22 protein-coding genes and 1 pseudogene are annotated in these 21686 nt (G+C 70.3%); 3 read left to right on the forward strand and 20 right to left on the reverse strand.

Annotated elements, in window-relative coordinates; genetic code table 11:
- Positions 1-43 precede the first annotated feature (43 nt).
- Together ACIP5O_RS00105 and ACIP5O_RS00110 are read right to left on the reverse strand one after the other, a co-directional pair.
- Positions 44-631 carry a phosphatase PAP2 family protein gene (locus ACIP5O_RS00105; RefSeq protein ID WP_356549102.1) on the reverse strand — a complete coding sequence of 196 codons (588 nt, stop codon included), beginning with the start codon at positions 629-631 and terminating at the stop codon, positions 44-46.
- The gene (locus ACIP5O_RS00110) at positions 628-1995 is read right to left on the reverse strand and encodes a diacylglycerol/lipid kinase family protein (RefSeq protein WP_401286600.1); all 1368 of its coding nucleotides are present in this window, start codon (positions 1993-1995) and stop codon (positions 628-630) included. Before ACIP5O_RS00110 ends, ACIP5O_RS00105 begins: the two co-directional genes overlap by 4 nt.
- Positions 1996-2388: 393 nt before the next feature.
- Between ACIP5O_RS00110 and ACIP5O_RS00115 the strand changes: the two genes are divergently transcribed.
- Positions 2389-2985 (forward strand): dihydrofolate reductase family protein, encoded by a 597-nt coding sequence (locus tag ACIP5O_RS00115; RefSeq protein WP_401286603.1) that lies wholly within the window; start codon positions 2389-2391, stop codon positions 2983-2985.
- Between the two features lie 532 nt (positions 2986-3517).
- Here the strand turns inward: ACIP5O_RS00115 and ACIP5O_RS00120 are convergent.
- The 4 genes from ACIP5O_RS00120 to ACIP5O_RS00135 form a co-directional block, all read right to left on the reverse strand.
- Positions 3518-3775, reverse strand: coding sequence for a hypothetical protein (locus ACIP5O_RS00120; RefSeq protein WP_401288067.1), 258 nt, complete (start codon positions 3773-3775; stop codon positions 3518-3520).
- Between the two features lie 94 nt (positions 3776-3869).
- Positions 3870-5771, reverse strand: coding sequence for an FG-GAP-like repeat-containing protein (locus ACIP5O_RS00125; RefSeq protein WP_401286606.1), 1902 nt, complete (start codon positions 5769-5771; stop codon positions 3870-3872).
- 67 nt (positions 5772-5838) lie between these two features.
- Entirely contained in the window at positions 5839-6561 is a 723-nt protein-coding gene (locus tag ACIP5O_RS00130; protein WP_401286609.1) for a hypothetical protein, read from the reverse strand.
- Positions 6562-6609: 48 nt separating this feature from the next.
- The gene (locus tag ACIP5O_RS00135; RefSeq protein ID WP_401286611.1) at positions 6610-6909 is read right to left on the reverse strand and encodes a hypothetical protein; all 300 of its coding nucleotides are present in this window, start codon (positions 6907-6909) and stop codon (positions 6610-6612) included.
- A 59-nt stretch (positions 6910-6968) separates the two neighbouring features.
- Between ACIP5O_RS00135 and ACIP5O_RS00140 the strand changes: the two genes are divergently transcribed.
- Both ACIP5O_RS00140 and ACIP5O_RS00145 read left to right on the forward strand, forming a co-directional pair.
- Complete coding sequence (locus tag ACIP5O_RS00140) at positions 6969-8063, forward strand: hypothetical protein (protein ID WP_401286614.1); 1095 nt, start codon at positions 6969-6971, stop codon at positions 8061-8063.
- 43 nt (positions 8064-8106) lie between these two features.
- Positions 8107-8613: a hypothetical protein gene (locus ACIP5O_RS00145; RefSeq protein ID WP_401286617.1), complete on the forward strand. Its 507-nt coding sequence runs from the start codon at positions 8107-8109 to the stop codon at positions 8611-8613.
- 58 nt (positions 8614-8671) lie between these two features.
- On the opposite strand, the gene ACIP5O_RS00150 is transcribed toward ACIP5O_RS00145, so the two are convergent.
- The 14 genes and pseudogenes from ACIP5O_RS00150 to ACIP5O_RS00215 form a co-directional block, all read right to left on the reverse strand.
- Positions 8672-10198: an RICIN domain-containing protein gene (locus ACIP5O_RS00150; RefSeq protein WP_401286619.1), complete on the reverse strand. Its 1527-nt coding sequence runs from the start codon at positions 10196-10198 to the stop codon at positions 8672-8674.
- A 68-nt stretch (positions 10199-10266) separates the two neighbouring features.
- Entirely contained in the window at positions 10267-10728 is a 462-nt protein-coding gene (locus tag ACIP5O_RS00155) for a hypothetical protein (RefSeq protein WP_401286622.1), read from the reverse strand.
- Between the two features lie 566 nt (positions 10729-11294).
- Positions 11295-11609, reverse strand: a pseudogene (locus ACIP5O_RS00160) (helix-turn-helix domain-containing protein); the annotation flags it as partial.
- 393 nt (positions 11610-12002) lie between these two features.
- Positions 12003-12365, reverse strand: coding sequence for a hypothetical protein (locus ACIP5O_RS00165; protein WP_401286625.1), 363 nt, complete (start codon positions 12363-12365; stop codon positions 12003-12005).
- 131 nt (positions 12366-12496) lie between these two features.
- Entirely contained in the window at positions 12497-12712 is a 216-nt protein-coding gene (locus ACIP5O_RS00170) for a hypothetical protein (RefSeq protein WP_217171192.1), read from the reverse strand.
- Between the two features lie 254 nt (positions 12713-12966).
- Entirely contained in the window at positions 12967-13536 is a 570-nt protein-coding gene (locus ACIP5O_RS00175; RefSeq protein ID WP_401286629.1) for a transposase, read from the reverse strand.
- Positions 13533-14072 carry a winged helix-turn-helix domain-containing protein gene (locus ACIP5O_RS00180; protein WP_401286632.1) on the reverse strand — a complete coding sequence of 180 codons (540 nt, stop codon included), beginning with the start codon at positions 14070-14072 and terminating at the stop codon, positions 13533-13535. Before ACIP5O_RS00180 ends, ACIP5O_RS00175 begins: the two co-directional genes overlap by 4 nt.
- Positions 14073-15345: 1273 nt before the next feature.
- A complete protein-coding gene (locus tag ACIP5O_RS00185) occupies positions 15346-16122 on the reverse strand; it encodes a DUF3761 domain-containing protein (RefSeq protein WP_401286635.1) in 777 nt (258 codons plus the stop codon).
- A 264-nt stretch (positions 16123-16386) separates the two neighbouring features.
- On the reverse strand, positions 16387-16713 hold the full coding sequence (locus tag ACIP5O_RS00190; RefSeq protein ID WP_401286638.1) for a MazG-like family protein: 327 nt from the start codon (positions 16711-16713) through the stop codon (positions 16387-16389).
- 25 nt (positions 16714-16738) lie between these two features.
- Positions 16739-18061, reverse strand: coding sequence for a UDP-glucose dehydrogenase family protein (locus ACIP5O_RS00195; protein WP_401286641.1), 1323 nt, complete (start codon positions 18059-18061; stop codon positions 16739-16741).
- A 106-nt stretch (positions 18062-18167) separates the two neighbouring features.
- Complete coding sequence (locus tag ACIP5O_RS00200; protein ID WP_401288070.1) at positions 18168-19400, reverse strand: hypothetical protein; 1233 nt, start codon at positions 19398-19400, stop codon at positions 18168-18170.
- A 213-nt stretch (positions 19401-19613) separates the two neighbouring features.
- Positions 19614-19829, reverse strand: a complete 216-nt coding sequence (locus ACIP5O_RS00205) for a hypothetical protein (protein WP_401286643.1) — start codon at positions 19827-19829, stop codon at positions 19614-19616.
- Entirely contained in the window at positions 19826-20272 is a 447-nt protein-coding gene (locus ACIP5O_RS00210; RefSeq protein WP_401286646.1) for a hypothetical protein, read from the reverse strand. Before ACIP5O_RS00210 ends, ACIP5O_RS00205 begins: the two co-directional genes overlap by 4 nt.
- Before the next feature lie 76 nt (positions 20273-20348).
- Positions 20349-21578, reverse strand: coding sequence for a helix-turn-helix domain-containing protein (locus ACIP5O_RS00215; RefSeq protein ID WP_401286648.1), 1230 nt, complete (start codon positions 21576-21578; stop codon positions 20349-20351).
- Positions 21579-21686: the final 108 nt, after the last annotated feature.

Below are 21686 nucleotides of genomic sequence, written 5' to 3' on the forward strand. Positions count from 1 at the left end.
GCCCCTCCTGGCCCTGTCCCGCCCTGTCCCCGGCCCCCGGTCGCTACCGTCGTCCTCGGCGGCGGGCCAGGGAGGCACCGGCCGTCAGGGAGACGGCGGCGCTGGCGACGCCGAGGACGGCGCCCGCGGCGACGTCGCCCGGGTAGTGCACACCGGTGTGGACGCGGGAGTACCCCACCGTCGACGCCAGGAGCCCGAGGGGCGCCGCGGCGGCGGGCAGCACCACCCCCACGGCCGTGGCGAAGGCGACCGCCGACGCGGTGTGCCCGGAGGGGAACGAGGCCGAGTCGGGCATGGGGACGTGCCGGCCCGCCACCACCCGGGCCGCCTCCCGGTCCGGCCGCGGTCTGCGGACGAGCCGCTTGCCCAGCAGGTTCGCCGTGGCCGAGGCCACCGCGACCGCCCCGACCCCGGCGAGCGCGGCCCGGCGCGGCCGCCCCGGGAAGAGGGCGAGCACGGCCGCCACGGAGAGGGAGATCTTGGAGTGGTCGGCCGTCCTGGAGAGCCGGCGCAGGGCCGTGTCCAGGGTGGGCGTGGGGGTGGCGGCCACGGCGGCGTACACGGCACCGTCGACGGCCCGGAGATCGTGCAGGACCGCCTGGGCGGTCTCGGTGGGCGTGTCGTGGGTCATGCGCCGCTCCTCGGAGGTCGTCGGGGATGGTGGGTGTGGAAGGCGAGTTCGGTGATGCGCCGCCAGTCGAGGGGCGGTCTCGGGGGTATGGTGCCCGGCCGGTCGCGGGGCACGAGCACCCGCAGGGCGCGCGGGCGGAGGGTGCAGACGACCGGGGTGGGCAGGGTCAGGGCCTCGCCGTCGACGGCGACGGAGATGGGGCCGTCTCCGCTGTCGCAGGTGACCTCGACCCTACGGGCCGTCAGGACGTTCAGGGCGGCCGCCTGGGTCCCCCGCACCGCCAGCTCGGCGGCCTGCATCGCCCCCTCCACCCGGACGCCGATCACACCGAGTTCGCCTCCGTCGAGACGGGGTCTTCGGGCGGGGTCGGCACTGAGCGGATCGGGCGTGGCGTACGGGTTGTTGCTGACCAGGAGCGCCTGCTGCGCGTCGAGCAGGGCGCCGTCGACGGTCGCGTCGATGCGGTCGCCGTCGCCGCCCTGGAGCAGGTCGGGCAGGGCGTCGAGGGCGGTGCCGGCCTTCGCGTCGCGGTACTCGGGGTGGTGGACCACGTCCGCGTACACCCCGAAGGAGACGGTGTTGACGAAGGCCCGGCCGGAGACCGAACCGAGGTCGACCCGGAGCTCCTCGCCGTCGGCCAGGGCGTTCAGGCACGTCGACGGGTCGGTGCGGTCGAGCCCGAGGTCCAGGGCGAAGTGGTTGCGGGTGCCGGCGGAGATGACGAGGAACGGCAGGTCGTGCTCGGCGGCCACGGCGGCGACCAGCGCCTGCGTGCCGTCGCCGCCGGCCACGCCGAGCAGGTCGGCCCCCTCGTCCACGGCCCGCTCGGCGAGCGCGGTGACGTCGTTGTCGGCGGACGGGTCGAGGAGGATCACCCGGGCGCCCAGCTCCTCGGCGCGCTCGACGAGCCCGAAGCGCTCGACCTTTCCGCCCCCGGACTTCGGATTCATGATCAGGACGGGCTTCTCGGGCCGGATCGCGGGCTCGCCCCGCATCGTCCCGGACCCGTCCTCCTCGGGGCGGCGCAGGGCGGACCGGGCGCAGAGCAGGGCCACGCCCCAGAGCGCGAGGGCCACCAGGGCGTTCACCCAGACTCCCCCGACGACGTACAGGGTGAGGACCGTGGCGGGCGCGGCCACCGCGAGCAGCGCGCCGAGCGCCCGCAGCGGCCCCCGGTGCGCGAGGAACCACCAGATGCCCACGGCCGACAGGGCGAGCCCCGCGAGTCCGCCCACCAGGATCAGGGCCCCGCCGCCGCCCAGCGCTATCAGCAGCACCACGACCGCGCTCACCGCCGCGAGCAGCGCACAGCGCGCCAGCCGTCGGGCCGTCCTCGCCGGACCAGCGGTTCCGCTCGCCGTCACCGTCCCCACCTCCACGTTCCGTCTCCACCTTTCCCCACCCCTCCGGGCCCCGCGTCCCGGACGAAGCCGTTCGGCGGAAGGGGTCCGCGGAGGAAAGACCTTCCGGGAGCGATGACTTCCCGACCGCCGGGCCGTCTTCCCTCTCGTACCCCGCGGCTTTCCTACCCCGAGGCGGGGAAGGCACCCGGAAAGCCCGGCGAATCAGGGAAGCTCCAGGGGTACCCGGAGGGCCCGGGCGCCTCGGGCCCCCGGAAAACCCGGAACTCCCGACGAACCGGGAACCGGGAACCGGGACCGCGGCCGGCACCAGCACCAGTCCCGGCACCGGACCGCAGAACACAAGAACTATCAGGCGCACCGGAACCACCGATCCCCAGGAAGAAGACCGACCCCATGCGCATCGTCATCAGCGAGTTCATCAGCCTCGACGGCGTCGTCCAGGCACCGGGCGGCCCGGAGGAGGACACCGACGGCGGTTTCGCCCACGGCGGCTGGTCGCACCCCTTCTTCGACCCGGAGGTGGTGGGCGGCGCGTTCACCGAGGCCACGGAGCGGGCGGACGCCCTGCTCTTCGGCCGCCGCACCTGGCGGACGATGGCGAACGCCTGGCCGGAGCGGGCCGGCGACCCGTTCGCCGACCGGATGAACGCGCTGCCGAAGTACGTCGTATCGAACACCCTCGGCGAGGCCGACCTCAGCTGGCACAACACCCGGCTCGTCCACGGCGACAAGGCCCTGGACCGCCTCCGCGAACTCCACGAGACCCCCGGCGGCGACCTCCTCGTCCTGGGCAGCCCCACCCTCGTCCGCACACTCCTGGCCGAGGACCTGGTCGACGAACTCCGCCTGGTCGTCATGCCGGTGCTCCTCGGCGGCGGGAAGTCGATCTTCCCCGCGGACGGCGCCCTGCGCACCCTCGAACAGGCCTCCACCACGACCAGCCCCCACGGCGTGAACGTCTGCGTCTACCGCCGCCCGGAGACTCGCTGACCGGCCCCCGCCCGGACACACCGAAGCGCCCCGCCGGTCGGAACCGGCGGGGCGCTTCTCGGCGGACCGGAGAGAACCCTCCCCGCCTTCGGTAGGCCGTGTGGGACTCGAACCCACAGCCAACGGATAAAAGTCCTGGTCGGGAACGGGTGGGCGGTGCCGGGCCGTGCCGCACCGTCCCGGACTGCCCGGTCGGACGGGGTGAGCCGTGCCGCCCGGTCCGGACGGATCCGCACCGTACCGGAGCGTCCGCTCACGCATCGCTCACACATGTCGACGAAGCCCACTCCTTCTGCCGGGCGCCGGTCCGAGCGGGCGGACGGGCGGACGGGCGGACGGGCGGACGGGCGGACGGGCGGACGGGCGGACGGGCGGACGGGCGGACGGGCGGACGGGCGGACGGGCGGACGGGCGACAACGTCCTCGACGCGGTCTCGCTCCTGTCGCGGACACGGCTCCGCCCACAGTGGCGCAAGGCCGCCCCGACCATAGGGGGACCGGCACCGAGCGGGGCTCCGTTTCCGCGGGGTTGTCAGTGGCCTGGCGGCCGGGCGGCGTCGGAGTGGTCGATGACGTTGCCGTTGGAGCAGTTGTTCTGGTGGTTGCCGGTCCAGTCGCTCAGGGCGGGGACCACGGCGAGCTCCTGGACGCACACGTCGGCGGCGGTGAAGTTCCAGTTGTTCGCGGCGTTGACCCCGTTCCCGAAGTCGCTGTCGTTGTCGGCGAAGGCGGGCGTGGCGGCGGAGAGGGCCGCGGCGGCCAGCATGCCGCAGGTGATGATCTTTCGTATGTCCCGTGAACGTGCCCCGCTCGCGCGGGTCACGTGGCGATCGACCGAACGGGAAAGGACCGGGCCCGGCCGAGGGGCATCGGTCCGCCGGGCGTCACCGGGTCCTGAACCGGCGGTAGAGGTTCCGGGCCACGTAGACGCCCGGGCCGCCGAAGCCGACGATGTCGACGCGTCCGTCGCCGGTGACGTCGGCGAGGAAGCGGGGGTGGTGGTCGACCCGCCAGGCACCGGCGTCCTCGTCGTGCCCGAAGCCCCGGCAGACGAGCTGGGCCTGCTCGAACCGGCCGTCGCCGAGGTTGTGCGCCACCCAGACCCCCTCGTCGCCGAAACCGACGATGTCGGGGGTGCCGTCGCCGGTGACGTCGGCGAGGAGGCGGAGGTGCTTCTCGCCCGTCCACCCCTGTTCGGTGCCGAAGTCGTTCAGGACGAGCTTCGACGGTTCGAAGGTGCCGTCGCCGAGGCCGCGCGCCACGACGACACCCTGTGGACCGAACCCGACGGCGTCCACCGCTCCGTCGTTCGTGGTCGCGACCAGGAAGCGGGGGTGCTCCACGGCCGAGACCCAGCCCTGCTCGGTCCCGAAGTCGTCGAGGACGTACAGGGGCTCGGCGAACGTGCCCTCCTCGTCCTGGAGGGAGATCCAGACACCGTCGTCATGACAGCCGACGACGTCGAGCCTGCCGTCACCCGTGGTGTCCACGAGGAAACGGGGGTGCTTCTCCACCAGCCAGCCGCCCGCCTCCTCGCCGTGGCCGAACGCCCGGAGGGCGGGTTCGTCGGCGAGCGGCGCGAACGTGCCCTCCTCGTCCTGGAGGGAGATCCAGACGCCGTCGTCATGGCAGCCGACGACGTCGAGCCTGCCGTCACCCGTGGTGTCCGCGAGGAAACGGGGGTGTTTGTCCGCGAGCCACCCGCCGGCCTGCTCGCCGTGGCCGAACGCCTTGAGGGCCGGCTCGCCGTCCGCGGGCGTGAACGTCCCGTCCTCGTCCCGCGAGGACACCCGGACCCCGTCGGCGGTGAGCACGACGACACCGGGCACGCCGTCGCCGGTCGTGTCCGCGAGGGTCCACAGGTCAGCGGAGCTCGGGGAGGGCGCGGGCCGGTGCAGGACGCGCTCGCCGTCGTCGTCGAACGTGCCGTCGCCCCTGCAGGAGGCCGTCACGGCCCCCTTCCCGGGCTTGAGGCCGACGATGTCCTGGCGTCCCTCTCCCGTGGTGTCGGCGAGGAACCTCGCGCCGAGCCCGGCCCACCATCCCGGCTGCCCGCCGGGAGGGCGGTCGGCCCCCTCGCTCCGCCATCCCCCGGCGTCCTGGTCGCTCCCGAACTCCTCGAGGACCAACAGCATGTCGCTGAAGGAGGGCGTCGCGCCGGGCACCGGCCGCAGCGCGGCCGAGCGGACCAGCCGCCAGGACCGGCGGCCGTTCCAGTGGCTCAGCGAGCCCCAGCGCAGTACGAGGTCGCTGACACGCTCGGGTTCCGCCGGGACGAACCGCCACCGCTGGCTCTCCGCGCCGTCGTCGTGCGCGCGCAGGACGACCAGGGTGTCCTCGCCCTTCTCCTCGCCGGGATCGGCGAGGTCGAGGACGGCGCCGTCGGCCGCGCCCTCGATGAAGTAGAGGCCCGGCTCGCCGTCGACGGGGACGACGTGCCACTGCTGGCCCTTCTTGCCGGTGGCGGCGTCCCCCTGACGGACAGCACGGTCAGCGGCGGGACGCGCGGCCGGATTCGTGGCGGAGGCCGAAGCGGGAGCCGTGGCGGCGGGGCCGTCGAGCACCCTGCCGCTGACCACGTTGCGGATCACATACCCCTGATCGTCCTGCGTGGCCTGCGCGGCCTGCACGGGGACGAGTTGCCACTGCTCCGGACTCGGACCGCCGTCGGGGAGGCCGCGGACCACGAGCGCCCCCTCCGCGCCCGGCGCGGCCCCGGCGCCGAGGGTCTTCCCCGTGGCGGCGTTGACGATCTCCAGCTTCAGTTCTTCCGTGGGCACGGGCATCGTGGTGCCTCTTCCAAGCGGTGCGGGTGTCGGTTCGGGACGGGTGGGGCGGGGCGGTGGCCGCGGATCACGTGAAGACGTGGTGGTACGGGACGTCCCAGTCGCTGGGCAGCCGCGGGTAGAAGGTGTTGATGACCGTCCCGGTGAAGTCCCCGCCCCAGTTGTAGGTGAGGCGCGCCTCACTGTTGGCCGTCACCGCGTGGTCCTTGAACCCGAGGATGGTGTCGGGGTGGGTGATGGGCACGAAGGTGATCCCGCCCCACGGGGTCACCGTGACGATCCAGAGCTGGGTGTCCTCGGGCGCGCCGTTCTTCCCCCGCCACTTGTCGCCGACCTTGTCGGGCAGACCGACCTGGACGGTGTCGGCCGTGCTCTGGGGGGCGTCCTGGTGGACGGTGACGCGCCTGCGCCGCGGCTTGGGCACGCCGTCGTCGCCGCGTCCGGCGTCGGTGACGCCCGCGCCGACCGACGGCTCGGGCGTCACCTGGCCCGCGGCGCTCTCGATGACGTACAGCGGTCGCTGCCCGAAGAAACCGGCGGGGGTGACGTACCAGAGGTGGCCCTTCGCCTCCTTGGTGGCCGGGTCGAGGGCCGTGGCCAGTTGGACGCCCTTGTCGTGGCTCTCCTCCCTCAGCTCGGCGGGCCGCAGGTAGCCGCCGTTGAAGGCGTGGACGAGCATGACCGGCCGGTTCTCCACCAGCGCCGCCACGATCGCGTTGTCGTAGCTGTTCACCGCCACCGGGCCGCCGACCACCAAATTGGACATCGCCGTGCGCTCTTGGGTGTACATCGCGGAAACCTCACTCGTTCTGGTTGCGGAGAACAACGCCTCGGACGCTCATTGCAGCGGCCTGTCGTGCGACATCACCGGAATCCCGATCGCCTTCTGCGAGAAGGTGTCCGAAACCATGCAAATGGCCGGAACGGAAGCCCCACCTGCGGCAACGTCCGAGCTCACGCTACCCACGAGCACGGGAACCGAAAACTCATCGATCGAGTGACGGGAAGCGAAGAAAGGAAACTCCTTCGGCGTTTCGGAAGCGGTTTCTTGAAATCGCTCACTCGATTGAGCGTGAGGTTCTCCTGCGTCTTCCCGGGCGAAGAAGAACGCGATAGTTTCGCCCACCGGAACATGCACGCATCTCTGTTTACATTTCACCGAGCGCGGTGCGGCCGGAACTAGTCGAGGACGGGTGGATGCCTTCCAACGCGTACAGCCTGGTACAGGCCAAGCGTCAGCCGCTGACGAAGAAGAACCTGCGGGAACTCAACATCGAGCAGACCTGGCAGTCCGTCCTGGACCACCCCAACCTGGTCTACGTCGACGCCTACGGGGCGAAGCACAAACCCGTCGGGTTCTCCGTGAACAAGTCGAGCTTCGGCGACTTCCCCGGCACCGCCTTCCAGCTGGGCTGGCTCGCCTACATGAACCTCGGGGAGCCCTTGATCGAGGTACGGAGCGACATCGGCCGGCCTCCGCCCGACACCTTCTCCTCGCGCACCTACGTCAACCGCAGCCAGTCCGAGATGACCTTCACCGACTCGGTCGACTTCACCGTGTCGAACGGGGTCACGTGGTCGCTCCACGGGGACGCGAAGCTCACCTTCGGCGGCAGCGTCGGAGCGTCGCTCCAGCTTCAACTGCAGAACCAGCTCCGTCTGGACCTCCAGTCGCAGCTCGCGGCGTCCTGCCAGAACGGGACGGCGAACAAGAACGCGAACACGGTGACCAACAAGAACAGCAAGGACAGCGTCGGCGTCGACAACGCCAACACCACCGAGACGTCCGTGAGCAGCTCCGCGACGAACTCCGCATCGACCGGGATGACCAACTCGGTGGGGTTCACGACCACGGGCAGCGCCACCGGCAACGCCTCGCTCAACGCACAGCTCGCCCTGGGCATCGCGGCCACCGTCGGCGGCTCCCTGAACACCAGTTGGGCCTCGAAGTCGCAGATCTCCGGCAAAGTGCCGGCGAACTCGCGCGTGGAGGTCTTCGTCTCGCAGCGGCGCACCCGCAAGCAGTACGCCTACGAGATCCCGGTGACCTTCTCCGGGCTGATCGCGGTGCAGTACGCCGTGCCGGTGGCGGTCCTGTCTCCCCCGCAGCCCGGGACCTACCCCGGCCTCGAACGGATGGTCGCCCGCGACATCGGCGACATCGACCTGACGCCCGGCGGTTTCCGCATGAAGGGACTGGCCGAGGTCGTCTCCGACCTGGAGGTCCACCACACGATGCTCGACGGCGAGAGCCTGGCCGTCAGCGAGCAGACGCTGCACAAGCAGCCCTGACCGCGCGGCGCCGCCGCCACGACGACGACCAGAGGTGACGATCATGGTGTTCGACAACGTCTTCAACTCCGCGGGCAAGGGCGCGGGGCTCTTCTCCGTGACCACCGACGGCACGAAGCCCCGACCGGGCGAGGGCGTCGACTTCGAGGACTCCGACGACGACACGTACGACGACACGAGCCCCAGCCTGTTCCACAGTGCGATCCACGGCGCCTCCTCCCGCGCGAAGATCGTGCAGGAGACCTCTCCGGAGGCGCGGGCCGTCCTGGGCTTCCTCGGCTCCTTCATCCGGACCACCCAGGCGTCCGCCGGCGCGCAGGCCCAGTACGCCCAGGACCCCGGCTCGGTGACCAGGGCGGCCTCCGCCGGCATGCAGGACGCGAGTACGACGGTGGCGGAGAACGGGGACCTCCAGAAGGACGAGGACCTGGAGAGCAGGCCGAAGAAGAGCGACTACACCAAGCCGCCCAAGACCCCGGACGCCCCGAAGGCCCCGGAAACCCCCGAGGCGCCCAAGGCGACGGCGGAGAAGCCGTCCCGCTCCGAGTAGGAACTCCGGGCGGGAACCGCATCGCGAGGGGGAGGGGTGGGCCCCTCCCCCTCGCGCGCTATGCGGGAAGCATCTGCCACTGGTGGCTCCGGTGGTCGCCGTCCGCCCCGTACTGCCTGACCGCCGTCCGGGCGTTGGTGTCGGCCCGCAGCAGCAGACCGCTGTTCCGGTTCGCGATCTCGAACACCTGCGGGGTGTCGGTCACCGGCCCCACCGGGACCAGCCTCCACTGCTGGTGGTGCGCGTCCTCCCCCTCGTAGGCGCGCTGGGCGAGCACCGCCCCGGCCGTCTCCCGCGCGTCGGCGACCTCCAGGACCTTGCCGCTGCGTACGTTCTCCATCCGGTACAGGACGTCGGCGCCGTCCTGGCCCACCTCGACCAGCCGCCACCGCTGGTGGTCCCGGGGCGTGGCGAGGGACAGGTGGACTTCGGCCCCGTCCTTGGTGGACTCGCGGAAGACCCCCATCCGCAGCCTGCTGCGGACGTTGGCCCAGGAGACCACCGTTCCCGACTCGGGCAGCCCGGGCGCCCTCGCCGCCGCGACCTTCCGGATCCGGTGGTTGACGTGGTCGGCGATGTGGAGGGCGCCGGCGCGGTCCACGGCGAGCCCCACCGGGTTGTTCAGCGGGGCCGAGGCCGCCGGGCCGTCGTCGCCGCCGAACGCCGCCGCGCCCGTGCCGGCGACCGTGCTGATCGTCCCGTCCGGCGCGACCTTCCGGACCCGGTGGTTGCTGGAATCGGCGATGTAGAGGGCGCCCGTACCGTCCGCCATCACTCCCAGAGGGGAGTTCAGCTGGGCCAAGGTCGCCTGCTCGCCGTCGCCGCCGAAGCCCGCGGTGCCCGTTCCGGCGACCGTACTGATCCTCCCGTCCACCGCGACCTTCCGGATCCGGTGGTTGCCGCTGTCGGCGATGTAGAGGTCGCCCGCGCCGTTCACGGCCAGGGCCTGGGGGCGGTTCAGCTGGGCCGACGTCGCAAGCCCGCCGTCGCCTTTGGATCCCGCGACCCCGGTCCCCGCGACCGTGCTGATCTTCCCGTCGGTCGTGATCCTTCGTACTCGATGGCCGTTGTACTCGGCGACGTAGAGGACACCGGTACCGTCCACCGCCAGCCCGAACGGGTTGTTCAACTGGGCGGAAGCGGCGGGGCCGCCATCACCGCCGAATCCCGCCCTGCCCGTGCCGGCGACTGTACTGATCGTCCCGTCCGCCGCAACCTTCCGGATCCGGTGGTTGCTGGAATCGGCGATGTACACGGTGCCCGCGCCGTCCACCACCACGTCCCGCGGCCAGTTCAACTGCGTCGAGGCCGCCGGGACGTCGTCCCCCTTGTAACCCGCGATCCCGGTGCCCGCGATCGTGGTGATCGTCCCGTCGGCTGTGACCTTCCGGATCCGGTGGTTGCCGTGGTCGGAGAAGTAGAGGGTGCCGGCGCCGTCCACCGCGATTCCGTACGGGTAGTTCAACCGGGCCGAAACGGCGGGCCCTTCGTCCCCTCCGAACCCACCGGTCCCGGTCCCGGCGATCGTGCTGATCGGAGGGGCGGACTCCTCGGCGTCTACGGACTCCGCGTGGGTAGTACTCATGGTCGTCCCTTCACCTGCCCCCGCTGTACAAGGTCGTGTTCCACTTCTGGAAGGCCGAAGACCACGGATCAGAGGTTGTACCGGTCGACCTTCAGAACCCAGTTCTGGAAGCCCGCCGTCGCACCGGTCGAGGCATTCACCTTCACGCGGGCGGTGACGTCCCGAGCAGGGAAGGCGGGCTGGAACTCGGCGACGCGGATCATGGTGTGGGAGGACCACTCCGGATTGCCGCGGGCCGTCACGAACCGGTGGTTGGCGCTGACCGGCGCGGCCGGGTCGCCGCCGAAGAACACGGTGGCGTTGACGACCGCGTTATTGCTGGGGTGGGAGGCGAGAGCTTCGGCGCTGAACGTCGCCACGAAGATCGCTCCGTACGAAGCGGCCCCCTGCCCGATCCGCAGGTCGATGGCGGCGCCGGGCAGCTCGGTCCAACCGCTGACGGCGGCCTCCCAGCGGGCCTCGTCCCAGACGAGGAGGGTGTCGTCCGGTGCCCGGTTGGTGGCCAGGGAGGTAAGGGTGGAGGTGCTCATGGCGCGGTTCCTCTGCGTCGACGGCAAGAAGCGATGTCTCGCGGAGGACTCCCCACCGGGCGAAGCCGCGATTCCTCACACTGGAACGTGAACCGCTCGAACGAAACCATTCGGACAGCGAATCGGCGGGAGGACTTTCCGGCGTTTTCCCCGAAGGTGTCGAAAAAGGCCATAATCCACCTCGATCGCTACTCAAGCGATCAAAGAATCGATTCGGCTTCCGAGTTCAAGAGCGTCGTGAAGCGCGTCCGTCCAGCCCTCCGCCGTACGGATCTGACTCGATACCCGCCACCCGAACGGCGAGGGCGGCACCTATGTCCGTGAGAAGAACCGTTACCCCGATCCGGGTGGACAGCCCCTGAAGGCAGACAACCAGGAGACCGGCCACCACCTGTGGTCGCGGTTCGTGTGGATGACCCGGTAGCACCCTTCGAGAGGAGCGGTGAAAGGACGCGGTACACCGAGCAGACGCGCACCCGCCCTCGGAACCGACGCCCGGCGCCACCAGCGGTACGACCCCGTCCAGCTCGGTCGCACCACAGAAGTCGTGCCGGAACCTGTCCTCCCACGTTCGAGGCCGCGTCCCGGAGCCGGTGCAGCCGCGTCACCTCCCGCCACGACTGCGGCGCCGGCCGGGGCGTGCCGTCGAAGACGGGGGCGAGGTCGTAGCGGCGCAGCTCGCGCAGGATCGAGGAGGCGGCGACCTGCCACTGGTTGTCGTCAGGGGAACTGCTGTACGGACGCCCGATCAGGCCCCGCTCCCTCTTCGACACCCAGCCCTGCGACCTCCCCAGGGCCGTCGCCAGGTCGGCCTGCGGCATCCCAGGGCGCAGCCTCGCCCTGCGAACGCGCCGACCGATCTCCTCGATCTCCTCCAACATCAGGAATCCGGGCGCCGGAGACGCAGACGCTCACGCACTCACCCCCGAACGACAGAGCGCCCCGCCCGGTCGAAACCGGTCGGGGCACTCCACCACAGGTCAGGGGGCTTCCCCTGCCCTGCTGTCGGTAGGCCGTGTGGGACTCGAACCCACAACCAACGGATTAAAAGTCCTGGTCAGGGCTGGGTGGCTGGTGTCGGCCGATGTCGCTCCGTCCGGAACGGCCTGGTCGGACGGGCTGTCCGGTGCCGCGCGATCCGGACGGAACCGGACTGTGCCGGAGCGTCCGCTCACGCATCGCTCACGCATAGATACTGAACTTGAACTCGTGATGTCGGTCGATTTGTGGTGGCGGCGTCAGGGTCCGAGACGTCGGCTGTTACCGGCTCGGGTTCAGGACGACGGCTGTAGCCAGCGCCGCGGCGCGGAGAGGTTCACCTCGACGTCATCGCTCCAAGAACAGACCTCTAGGCATGAGAGGTAGCCGTCTTGCGCGAAGACCAAGACCTCACCAGGGCACTCGCCGGTTTCGGTGAACAGCTGTACGTCGGCAGTCACGACGGTGCCGGGGCCCGTTGGCGCGGGCTCCAACGCGTCGGCGTCAAGGTCGAAGTAGGCAGTGCCGCACCCACACTTGCAGCGGGATCGCACCCTGAGTTGGGGCACCTGCCGTCGGAGAGCGACGTGAATCGGCTCGTCCGGGTTCAGGACGAGGCCAAGCACGTCAGCTACATCCTCGAGCAGACTTTCAGGCATGCCGCCACCGTAGCTGACCAGCAGCTTCGGGCTTCGACCAATCTCGGGTCCGTCGACCCGACGCTGACAGGGCCAGGTCGGTGCCGCCGGCCAGCTGTCAGGCGAACGGCACCGACATCACTCAATCGAGTTCAGTAGCGGGCGAGGGTCCAGTTCGTGAGGCGGTCCACGATGTCGAGAACCGACCTGCGTGCCCCGGCGGAGATGAACGCGAAGACGACGAACGAGGGGATGAGCGCCACGATCACGACCAACGCGGGCAGCAGACGGACCACGATGGTGCAGAAGTCCAGCAGGGCGCGGAGGGTCCGGGTCTGAGACAGGAGGTCGATCAAACGGTCCAGCAAGGTGCACTCCTCGGATACGCGAGCGGGGTCACCTGGTGTCCGACTGAGGGCATACGTCTCCCTCGGACGGTGCCTTATCAGGGCAACCAAGCTAATGAAGAACCCCGCGGGCCCGCGTTTCACGAGTCAGCGGCAGGTTCGAAACCTGCTGCGCATCCCTGTCTCCCTGCATATCGGCCTACGACGCCGGACAGCAGTCCGGCGGGTAGCTCAATTTACTGACCGCCACACTGTCATTCAAGGGCGAATTTTAGTCACTGTCTAGAAACGCTCGAAGCTACTGCCTGAGCTTGAATGCGTGATGTCGGCCAGTCGTCCGTGATCAGGCCGGTGCTGGTCAGGCAGCCGTCGACCAGGTCCGGACGGTACTGGATCTGCTTGAGCCTGCGCTTGACGGCGCGAGTGATCTGGCCGAGGTCGGCTGCGGCGAGGTTGCCGATGTCGCGTTTGACCAGTGACCAGATGCCCTCTTGCGGGTTCAAGTCCGGTGCGTAAATCGGAAGTTGGAAGACGGTGAGCCAGTCCGCGTGGTCGGCGATGAATCGGCGCATCGCCTCGACCAGGTGCATGCGCAGGTTGTCCCAGACCAGTACGATCGGGCCGCCGAGCTGGATGTGTGCTCTGACCAGCAGGTCGCACAGGTCGCGCCAGCCGATGCCCTTCGGCTCGCCCTTGCGGCCCCGGTACTCGCGGACCGAGTAGAACGTCCGGGACCGCTTCCCCGGCTTGTAGCAGGTCAACCCGGCTATGGACACCCGGCCACGGACCCGGACCACTGGCGTTGAGCCCTTGCGTCCCCAGCTTCTCGCTCGCGGCGGCGTCATCGACTGCCCGGCTTCGTCCTCGAAGACGATCCAGCCGTCACATGCCGCCGCGGTGCTCTTACCCGCGGCCAGGTCTCCTTCTTCCAGACCTCGACCGCCGCGTCGTCACGCTCGATCGCCCGCCGAGCCGGCTGCTGCCAGGACCAGCCGTGCCGCTTCAGCAGCAGCCACGTGCCCTCCACGGTGTAGCTCACGTGGAACAGCCGGCCGATCAGCGTCTTGATCCGGGCCAGTGTCCACCGCTGGTCGGCCCAGCCGTGGACCAGCGGCCCACGCTCCAGTTCCCGTTCCAGCCTCGCGATCTGTGCTTCGCTGAGCCTCGGCCGCCCCGGCGATCCCTTCGACAGGACCCCCGCTTCACCGCGCTCGCGCCACTGACCGCGCCACCGTTCCACGGACCGCTCACTGACCCGCAGCGTCGCAGCGATCTCCCTGTTCTTCTGCCCGCCTCGGAAGCGTGTCACGGCCTGCAACCGGACCCGCTCCCTCGCGGCCCTCCCGACGTCGGTCAACCCGCCGCCCTGCGCGTATCTCACAGTTCAGGGCTACCGGAACGGACCGACCACCGTCAGGCGAACGGTCCGACATCACCCAATCAAGTTCAGTAGCGCTGCGGCATAGCCGAGATCGCTCCCGCGAGACACCTCATCGGATGGACCCATCGTGTGGGACTCGGCTAATTCACCAACCCTGTCAGTGCCGCAGGCTGCAACCGGTCTGCGGAGGCTCAGAGGACGCCGGGACTGCGATCATAGCCTTCAGGATGGTTCGAGGTTCACACTGAGGCAGTCGTTCGAGTCCACTGCAATACCAGTGGGAGTGGTGACGATGATGCCGTACTCAGCACCGGCCAGGGCCCTCGCAGCGATGCACTGTTGGCCTGCATCACCACTAGTGAAATCGATCTGAATCGAGTCTCGGTGATCGGCCGGATCTGCTTCCTCGGGGTTACCGGGCTGGATATATGCCGCCTTGACGTCTCGGAGGCGCTTGACCCATGTGGGCACTCCAGTTCCATAACTAGGTGCCGCAGACGGTGGGGCGTCAGGCGGTGGGGCGTCAGCGGAATGAGAGTCTTCCGCCACTGTCGGCGCCGTCTCTGAAGAGGAGACGGGCACTTCCGTCAACGGTGACGCCTGCGGAACTGCTGGGCTGGACTCGCTGGTGTCGCTGTCGGATGGTCCATAGACCACCATCAGGACGAGTACACCGACTACTCCGACGCCGAAGACCAATCCAATCCGAGTGGACCTTGGCTGGGTAGAAGTAGGAGGTGTCAGAGGTGACAGCCTCCCCGGAGGGACGGAGAGCTCGCTTCCCGTGTTGAGCATGCGTATCTCAACGCTACCGTCGGCTGTATAGCCGGTGACATTCGCGCGGTTCCCCATATACAGGGCGATTGATCCGATAGGGAAGCTCTGTGGCGAGGGCGTCAAAGCGGGATCCTTCAGTAAGCGGGGTAAGTATCTGAGGAAGACGCATAACCTGCAAGCCTCATGACATTGCGGCCGACGCGACCGTCTCGCCTTGACCATTGGCCTGCTTGAGCGACTTCAGCCGCGAGCACCATTCGGCTAACTGAATTTTGATCTTCCATACGGCGCTGACGTACGGCCAACAGGTCGCCATAAAGACCGGCGACGATCTCTGTAACGCCCACCTGACTACTACGACCAAGCGGGTCAACCTCCACGACACCCGTGTAAGGCAGGGGTTCCTCCTCGCTGCGGCCCGGGCTGACCGGATCAAACCCAAATGGCTCCCAGACCGGCTCGTAGGGGAACGCCCCGATCGTGTCGGCTTCCCTCTTTACGAAGGAACGCTGGCAAGCCAGACGGCGACGCCTCCGTGATGTGAGCAGGTGCCCCGTCGGTGTGCAGAGTAGCTATACGTACCGTCGTTGCATTGGGCGGTGGCGCCCGCGGGTGCCTGTGGTGAGTCGTCCGGGGTCGAAGAAGAGCCGGAGTCGCTCTCCGGTGAGGATGTGCCGCCTGTTGATGAATTGGACCCGCTACCGGACGAGTCGTCGCTGGAGGCGTCTCCAGTGTCGGTACCGGTGGAGGAACTCGCCTCGTCGGAGCCGTCCCAGATGCCGGGGTCCTCTGCGCCGGAGGTAGGGGAGGAATCATCCGTGACGGGTTCCTCGCTGCCGCCGATCCCTGTGGGGTCGTCGCAGGTCTCGCCCTCGCTGGACTTGACGGTGTCGAACGTCAGCGTGGCGTCGGCGCTCATGGTCATGCCGGCCGCGGGCACTTGGGCGCAGACCGTCCAGTTGCGGTCCAGGAGCTGTTGGCGGCCCAGGCCGCTCGCGTCTGTCGAGTCGAGATGGTAGATGCCGCCAGCCTGCGCCGAGTCCTGCGCCGTCTGGAGGTCCATGCCGACGAAGTCACCGACTTCGAGGGTTGTCACCTTGTCGTCGTACGCGGATGACGAGGTGGAAGAAGAAGTGGACGACGAGTCGTTGTCGTCGTTGATCAGGGCATTGCATCCGCCGACCACAAGCAGCGCGGCCAGCATGATGCCGCAGCCTATTCGGGTGTTCTTCTTGTCCTCCGCCGTCGGCTGAGGTCTCTGGTTCTGGGCCACCTACGGGTTCCCCCCTTGCTAGGAATCGCGCGTTCCCCCCGCGCGCATCGCCCTGCTTCGGCCGTGGGCCGATACCCCTGTACAGCGGAGAGCAGGAGCTGTCAGGGCGACGACTTTAGCCACGTATGGCCGCCTAGGTGACCGTTCAACGAAATTAAGGGGACTGGAGAGTGTCCCCGCGCTACCACTGCTATCTGTTCCAGGAACACGTGCCGGTGGCCGAGCCCCGTAAGGCTCGGCCACCGGCGTGATGCGGTCGGGTTGTCAGGCCGCAGCCGCCTCCCGCCCCCTGCGCGTCCGCCGGTGGAAGATCTCCTCGAAGGTGGCGCGGGCGCCCGTGGGGTCGATGTAGTGCATGGCCAGGAGGGCGGCGATGACGGCGCCGACGAGGTCGTTCTGGACCTCGGACCAGGCGTGGTCGTCGCCGCAGGTGGTGAGGCCCTTCAGGCCGTGGAGGGCGTGCATGGCCTCGCCGGCCTCCTCGGCGACCTTGCCGACCTGGAGGCTTTTGAGCTCCTCGTCGGGCAGGTGGGCGTCGGCCGTTCGGCAGACGGCGGAGAGCTTCTCGATGTCGTCCCACAGGGTGTCCACGGTGGACCTCCAGTTGCTAGGGCGGTTATTGCTGGGCGGGGCGTCCGAGCTGGCGTACGGTCCATCCGGCCATGCGCCAGGCGTCGGCGTCGATGAGGTTGCGGAGGTCGACGAGGACCGGGTCCGCGACCAGGGGGGCGAGGGCCTTGGGGTCGGCCTCGCGGAAGTGGGGCCACTCGGTGGCCAGGACGATCAGCTCGGCGTCCCGGACGGAGTCGTCGAGGGTGTCGGCGTAGTCGAGTTCGGGGTTGCGGCGCAGCGCGGTGTGCACGGCGTGGGGGTCGTGGACGGTGACGGTGGCGCCGCGCTGGTGCATCAGGGCGGCCACGGCCAGGGCGGGAGACTCGCGGACGTCGTCGGTGCCGGCCTTGAAGGAGGCGCCCCAGACGGTGACGCGGACGCCGTCGACCGGCCGTCCGAGGGTCTGCTCGATGAGCTTCAGGGCGGCGTTGGGGCGGGATTCGTTGACCTCTTCGGCGGCCCGCAGGAGGGTCGCCGCCTCGGTGGCGCCGAGGGTGCGGGCGGAGGCGGTGAAGGCGCGGACGTCCTTGGGGAGGCAGCCGCCGCCGTAGCCGGGTCCGGCGTTCAGGCCGCCGCGGCCGATGCGCGGGTCGAGGCCGATGGCCTCGGTGAGCTGCTGGACGTCGGCTCCGGCCGCGGCGCACATGTCCGCGACGCCGTTGATGAAGGAGATCTTCATGCCGAGGTAGGCGTTGGCGGCGCCCTTGATGAGTTCGGCGGTGGCGGGGTCGGTGACGAACAGCGGGATGCCGTTGGCCAGGAGCGGTGCGTAGACCTCGCGTACGGCGTCCTCCGCGCGGGGCGAGGGGACGCCGACGACGATCCGGTCGGGCCGCAGGGTGTCGTCGATGGCGTGGCCCTCGCGCAGGAACTCGGGGTTCCAGACGACCTCCACCTCCTCGCCGGCCGGGGAGAGCCGGGCGAGGAGGGCGGCGAGGTCGCGGGTGGTGCCGACGGTGACCGTGGACTTGCCGATGATGACGGTCGGGCGGGTCAGGTGCGGGGCGAGGACGCGGGCGGCGCCGAAGACCTGGCCGGTGTCGTAGCTCCGTCCGTCGGCGTCGATCGGGGTGCCCACGGCGAGGAAGTGGACGTCGGCGAACTCGGCGGCCTCGACCAGGCTGGTGGTGAAGCGCAGCCGCCCGGAGGCGGTGTGGGCGGCGAGGAGTTCGGGCAGCCCCTCCTCGTAGATGGGGCTCTCGCCGGCGTTGAGACGGTCGATCCTCGCCTGGTCCAGGTCCACGCCGATGACCTCGTGGCCGATCTCGGCCATGGCAGCGGCGTGCGGGATGCCCAGGTGGCCGCAGCCGATGACGGATACGCGCATGGGGCCGACGCTCCTTTCCCTGTTCTCGCCCGCCCGGGGAGTCCGGGCCGGCCGGGTGCGTCACGCTAGCGCCCGCACCCGGCGCGGCCCTCTTCGTGCAGGTGAATCAACCGGTCGGCTGCTTCAGGAGGTTGACAAGCGCGGGCAGCGCCTCGGCGGCGGTCGCCCAGCACACCAGGTCACCGTCCTGCGGCCCTTCCAGCGGGTACGGCAGGAACGCGCCGTCGTGCCAGAACCCCTCCGGGTCCAGGTAGACGACCTTCATGCCGCGCTCGCGGGCACGGGCCTGGACCCTGCGCCGGTCGGCGTGCAGGCCGACCACCAGGAGGGCCTTGGCGCCCTCGACCCACTCGACGTCGGGCACGGCCTGGTCGTAGCGGCGCATGAAGCACTCGTCGAGCCCGGCGCGGGCGGCCAGAACGTCGAAGTTGTGGGTGATGACCGGCCCGACGAGGTGGCCGGCGTCCTTCAGTTCCCTCAGCGCCCACAGGGCCGGGGTCGGCTCGGCCAGGAAGCAGGCGCGGAACATCTCCACGAACTCCGCCGCCTTCTCCTCCGGCTCGGTCAGCACCTCGTGCAGCAGGGTGTCCGCGGTCGGGGAGAGGGTGAAGCGGTGCTCGCGCGGCTCGTGTCCCTGCCGGTCGGTGACCCGGTAGATCTCGTGGAGCCGGTGCAGGGGCGGAATGCCCGCCTCGACCGACGTACCGCAGCCGATCTCCACCTGGAACGGCCGCAGGTCCGCGAGCACGGACAGGTCCGGTATCCGCGTGGCCGTCCCCGGCCGGTCCTTGGCCCTGATCCCGGTGGACAGCACGTTCCACGGGAGCTGCCGGACCGAGGGCGGGGGCGCGTACGCGGCGGAGGTGATCCGTACGTCGAGCGTCCGGTAGCCGCCCGGGAGCGCGCGTCCGGCGGCGGCGTCCTGCGGGTGGACGTCGTGCTCGGTGATCCGGCACCGCAGGTCCCGGCGCATCCAGAGGGCACCGCCCGGCGCCTTCTTCCAGCCGCCGACGGCGAGCGAGGCCCGCAGGGCGTCGTAGTGGGCGGTGATCTCCCCGGCCGGAGCGGACGCGGAGTGGTAGAGGTAGAGGTCGGTCAGGCCGATCGCCGGGGCGGCGGGCGTCGGCACCAGGCCGTACCGGTACCGGTAGTGGATGATCCGCCGCCGGGCGTCCCCGGGGTCCGCCCAGCCGGACTGGCCGGCGGTGGCCTTCTCCTGGGTGCGGCGCCAGATGCCCTCCTCGACGTAGCGGGGGCGGTCGGCGTCGCCGAAGTACGTCTTCCAGATCTGCTGCTGGTCGGGGTCGAGCTGGTCGACGACGATGTACGGGATGTCCACGAACCCTCCCTGGGGGATCACGCGTGGATGTTCCAGGACCGTGCGAGAGGTACGAGCCGCCCCGCTCCCGGCAGCCGAAGCCACGGGGCCGCACGGGAGCGGGGCGGTTTCCTGCGCGCCGCCCGGACGGGAGGGCGGCTTGGAAGGCTCCGGCGGCCGGGTACGGGGAGGTGGCTCGGGCGCCGGAGCGGTCTCAGTGGCCGAAGGCGCGTCTCAGCGTCCGGGTGCGAGGTGGGGCAAGCTCACGTCCGGAGCCGCGACGGCGGGCCGGTGGCTCATGTCGCCGACGAGCTGGACGGCCTGGTCGCGAAGGGCCCAGGCCGGCCCCACCAGACCGGCGAGGGCCAGGAACGCGAGCGCGAACCGGTCGCTGCGGTCATGCCGTACGGGGGTGGCAGACCGCGCCTGACGGCGATGGGTCCCGCTCACGAGGTGCCGCCCAGCGCGTTTTCGTGCGCGTCGAGGAGGCGGCTGGTCTGCGCGTACAGCCGTTCCAGCTCCACCGAGGTGAGGACGAGGGCCGCCTCGCAGGTCGAGCCGTCCTCGAAGTGGAACTCGACGGGCACCGAGCCCTGGCGGGCGCGCGGGTCGTAGATCGCGTCGCGGCCGGGCGTCAGCGTCGCGTGGGTGGTCCGCGCCGGTACCGGGCGCAGTGTCGTGCCGTCCGCCGGGGCGGTCCAGGCGGGCCCGCCGCCGGGCGGACGCAGGTGGTAGGTCGTGGCGGAGCCCTCGCCCGGCAGCGCGACGACGACGCCGACACGGCCGTCCCGGGCGGTGTCGGCGGCGAGGTCTCCGAGCTGGGGGAGGAAGGGAGCCGCTGTCCCTAACTCGGCTCCCTGCGAGGGGAGATGGGGAAGGAGTCGTCCGGTCATGTCCCGAAGGTAGGGACGGGAGAACCCCTGAATATGAGCCGGAGGAATACGACCCCTGTCCGCCTCCCGTCCGCCCCTATCCGTCCAGGTGGAAGCGGTCGGACATGCGCCGAAGCTTCTCGCGCGTGGCGGCCCGCTCGGCGTAGACGATGCCGCGCAGCGTCGAACGGGCGATGGGGTGGTTCCGTACGAGCTGGGGCGCGATCCGCTCGGCCCGCTCCAGCTCGCCGAGGGCCTTGTCCCGGTTGCCGTCCCACAGCCACGCGCGCGCGATGTCCATGTGGTGGTGGCCCTGGCGGGAGTGGGGCAGCGCCCCGACCAGCTCGGGGCTGGTGCGTCGGTTGATCTCAAGGGCCTTGCCCTGCTCGCCCATCTCCAGGGCGATGCTGATCGCGTGAATCTGCACGTTCCCGGCGGAGAACGTCAGCGAATGCCGGTCGTACACCGGCGCCCCGGCGTACGCGTCCATCCGCTCGGCGGCGTCCTTCGCGTACCCGATCCGGCCCTCCGCCTCCGAGGCGCGGCCTGCACGGGCGGCCGAGACCGCCGCCCGGAGCTGGAGCGTGCCCCAGGCCCGTACGGCCAGCGGATCGCCCTGCTCGTACGCCTGCTGCACCGACCCGATCGCCTTGTCCGAGAGCGTCAGCGCGTCCGCCCAATCGGCCGTGACCCACATGTCCCAGACCCGCATCCAGTCCGCGACCGCCGGCAGCACCGGGTCACCGGACAGCCGGGCCGACCACGCGGCCCGCTCGCAGGCCATCGCCACCAGCTCGGGGTGGCCGAGGGAGTGTGCGGCTGTGTGGGCGAACTTGCAGCACACCGCGTAGATCGCGTACGCCTCCTCCCGCCCGTGCCCCTCCGACACCTCCGCCAGGGCCCGGGCCTCGCGGAACAGGTCGGGCAGGATGCGGAGGATCGCCACGTTGGAGGCGGTGTCCCGCAGCCGGTGCAGCCGCGTCACCTCCCGCCACAACTGCGGCGCCGGCCGGGGCGTGCCGTCGAAGACGGGGGCGAGGTCGTAGCGGCGCAGCTCGCGCAGGATCGAGGAGGCGGCGACCTGCCACTGGTTGTCGTCAGGGGAGCTGCTGTACGGGCGCCCGATCAGGTCGTTCGGATGGACGTGCAGCTCGGCGGCCACCTGGTTGAGCAGTCCGACCCGGTCCAGCTCGATCAGGCCCCGCTCCATCTTCGACACCCAGCCCTGCGACTTCCCCAGGGCCGCCGCCAGGTCGGCCTGCGGCATCCCGAGCCGCAGCCTCGCCCTGCGAACGCGCCGGCCGATCTCCTCGGCTTCCTCCAGCATCAGGACACCTCCCCAACCGTCGGACGTCCGTGCGGGGTGCGCCGGTCTGTCCGTGCAGAGTTCGTCACCAGCACGGTACCGAGGACGCTGCGTGCGCGTGAGGACGTT

The organism is Streptomyces sp. NPDC088915, assembly GCF_044749825.1.
In the GTDB taxonomy this organism is placed as follows: Bacteria; Actinomycetota; Actinomycetes; order Streptomycetales; family Streptomycetaceae; genus Streptomyces.

Excerpts from the sequence above, each read along its gene's own strand:
- ACIP5O_RS00105 (WP_356549102.1), bottom strand. The coding sequence starts at position 631 with ATGACCCACGACACGCCCACCGAGACCGCCCAGGCGGTCCTGCACGAT.
- ACIP5O_RS00115 (WP_401286603.1), top strand. The coding sequence starts at position 2,389 with ATGCGCATCGTCATCAGCGAGTTCATCAGCCTCGACGGCGTCGTCCAG.
- ACIP5O_RS00125 (WP_401286606.1), bottom strand. The coding sequence starts at position 5,771 with ATGCCCGTGCCCACGGAAGAACTGAAGCTGGAGATCGTCAACGCCGCC.
- ACIP5O_RS00130 (WP_401286609.1), bottom strand. The coding sequence starts at position 6,561 with ATGTACACCCAAGAGCGCACGGCGATGTCCAATTTGGTGGTCGGCGGC.
- ACIP5O_RS00140 (WP_401286614.1), top strand. The coding sequence starts at position 6,969 with ATGCCTTCCAACGCGTACAGCCTGGTACAGGCCAAGCGTCAGCCGCTG.
- ACIP5O_RS00145 (WP_401286617.1), top strand. The coding sequence starts at position 8,107 with ATGGTGTTCGACAACGTCTTCAACTCCGCGGGCAAGGGCGCGGGGCTC.
- ACIP5O_RS00150 (WP_401286619.1), bottom strand. The coding sequence starts at position 10,198 with ATGAGTACTACCCACGCGGAGTCCGTAGACGCCGAGGAGTCCGCCCCT.
- ACIP5O_RS00155 (WP_401286622.1), bottom strand. The coding sequence starts at position 10,728 with ATGAGCACCTCCACCCTTACCTCCCTGGCCACCAACCGGGCACCGGAC.
- ACIP5O_RS00165 (WP_401286625.1), bottom strand. The coding sequence starts at position 12,365 with ATGCCTGAAAGTCTGCTCGAGGATGTAGCTGACGTGCTTGGCCTCGTC.
- ACIP5O_RS00175 (WP_401286629.1), bottom strand. The coding sequence starts at position 13,536 with ATGACGCCGCCGCGAGCGAGAAGCTGGGGACGCAAGGGCTCAACGCCA.
- ACIP5O_RS00195 (WP_401286641.1), bottom strand. The coding sequence starts at position 18,061 with ATGCGCGTATCCGTCATCGGCTGCGGCCACCTGGGCATCCCGCACGCC.
- ACIP5O_RS00210 (WP_401286646.1), bottom strand. The coding sequence starts at position 20,272 with ATGACCGGACGACTCCTTCCCCATCTCCCCTCGCAGGGAGCCGAGTTA.
- ACIP5O_RS00215 (WP_401286648.1), bottom strand. The coding sequence starts at position 21,578 with ATGCTGGAGGAAGCCGAGGAGATCGGCCGGCGCGTTCGCAGGGCGAGG.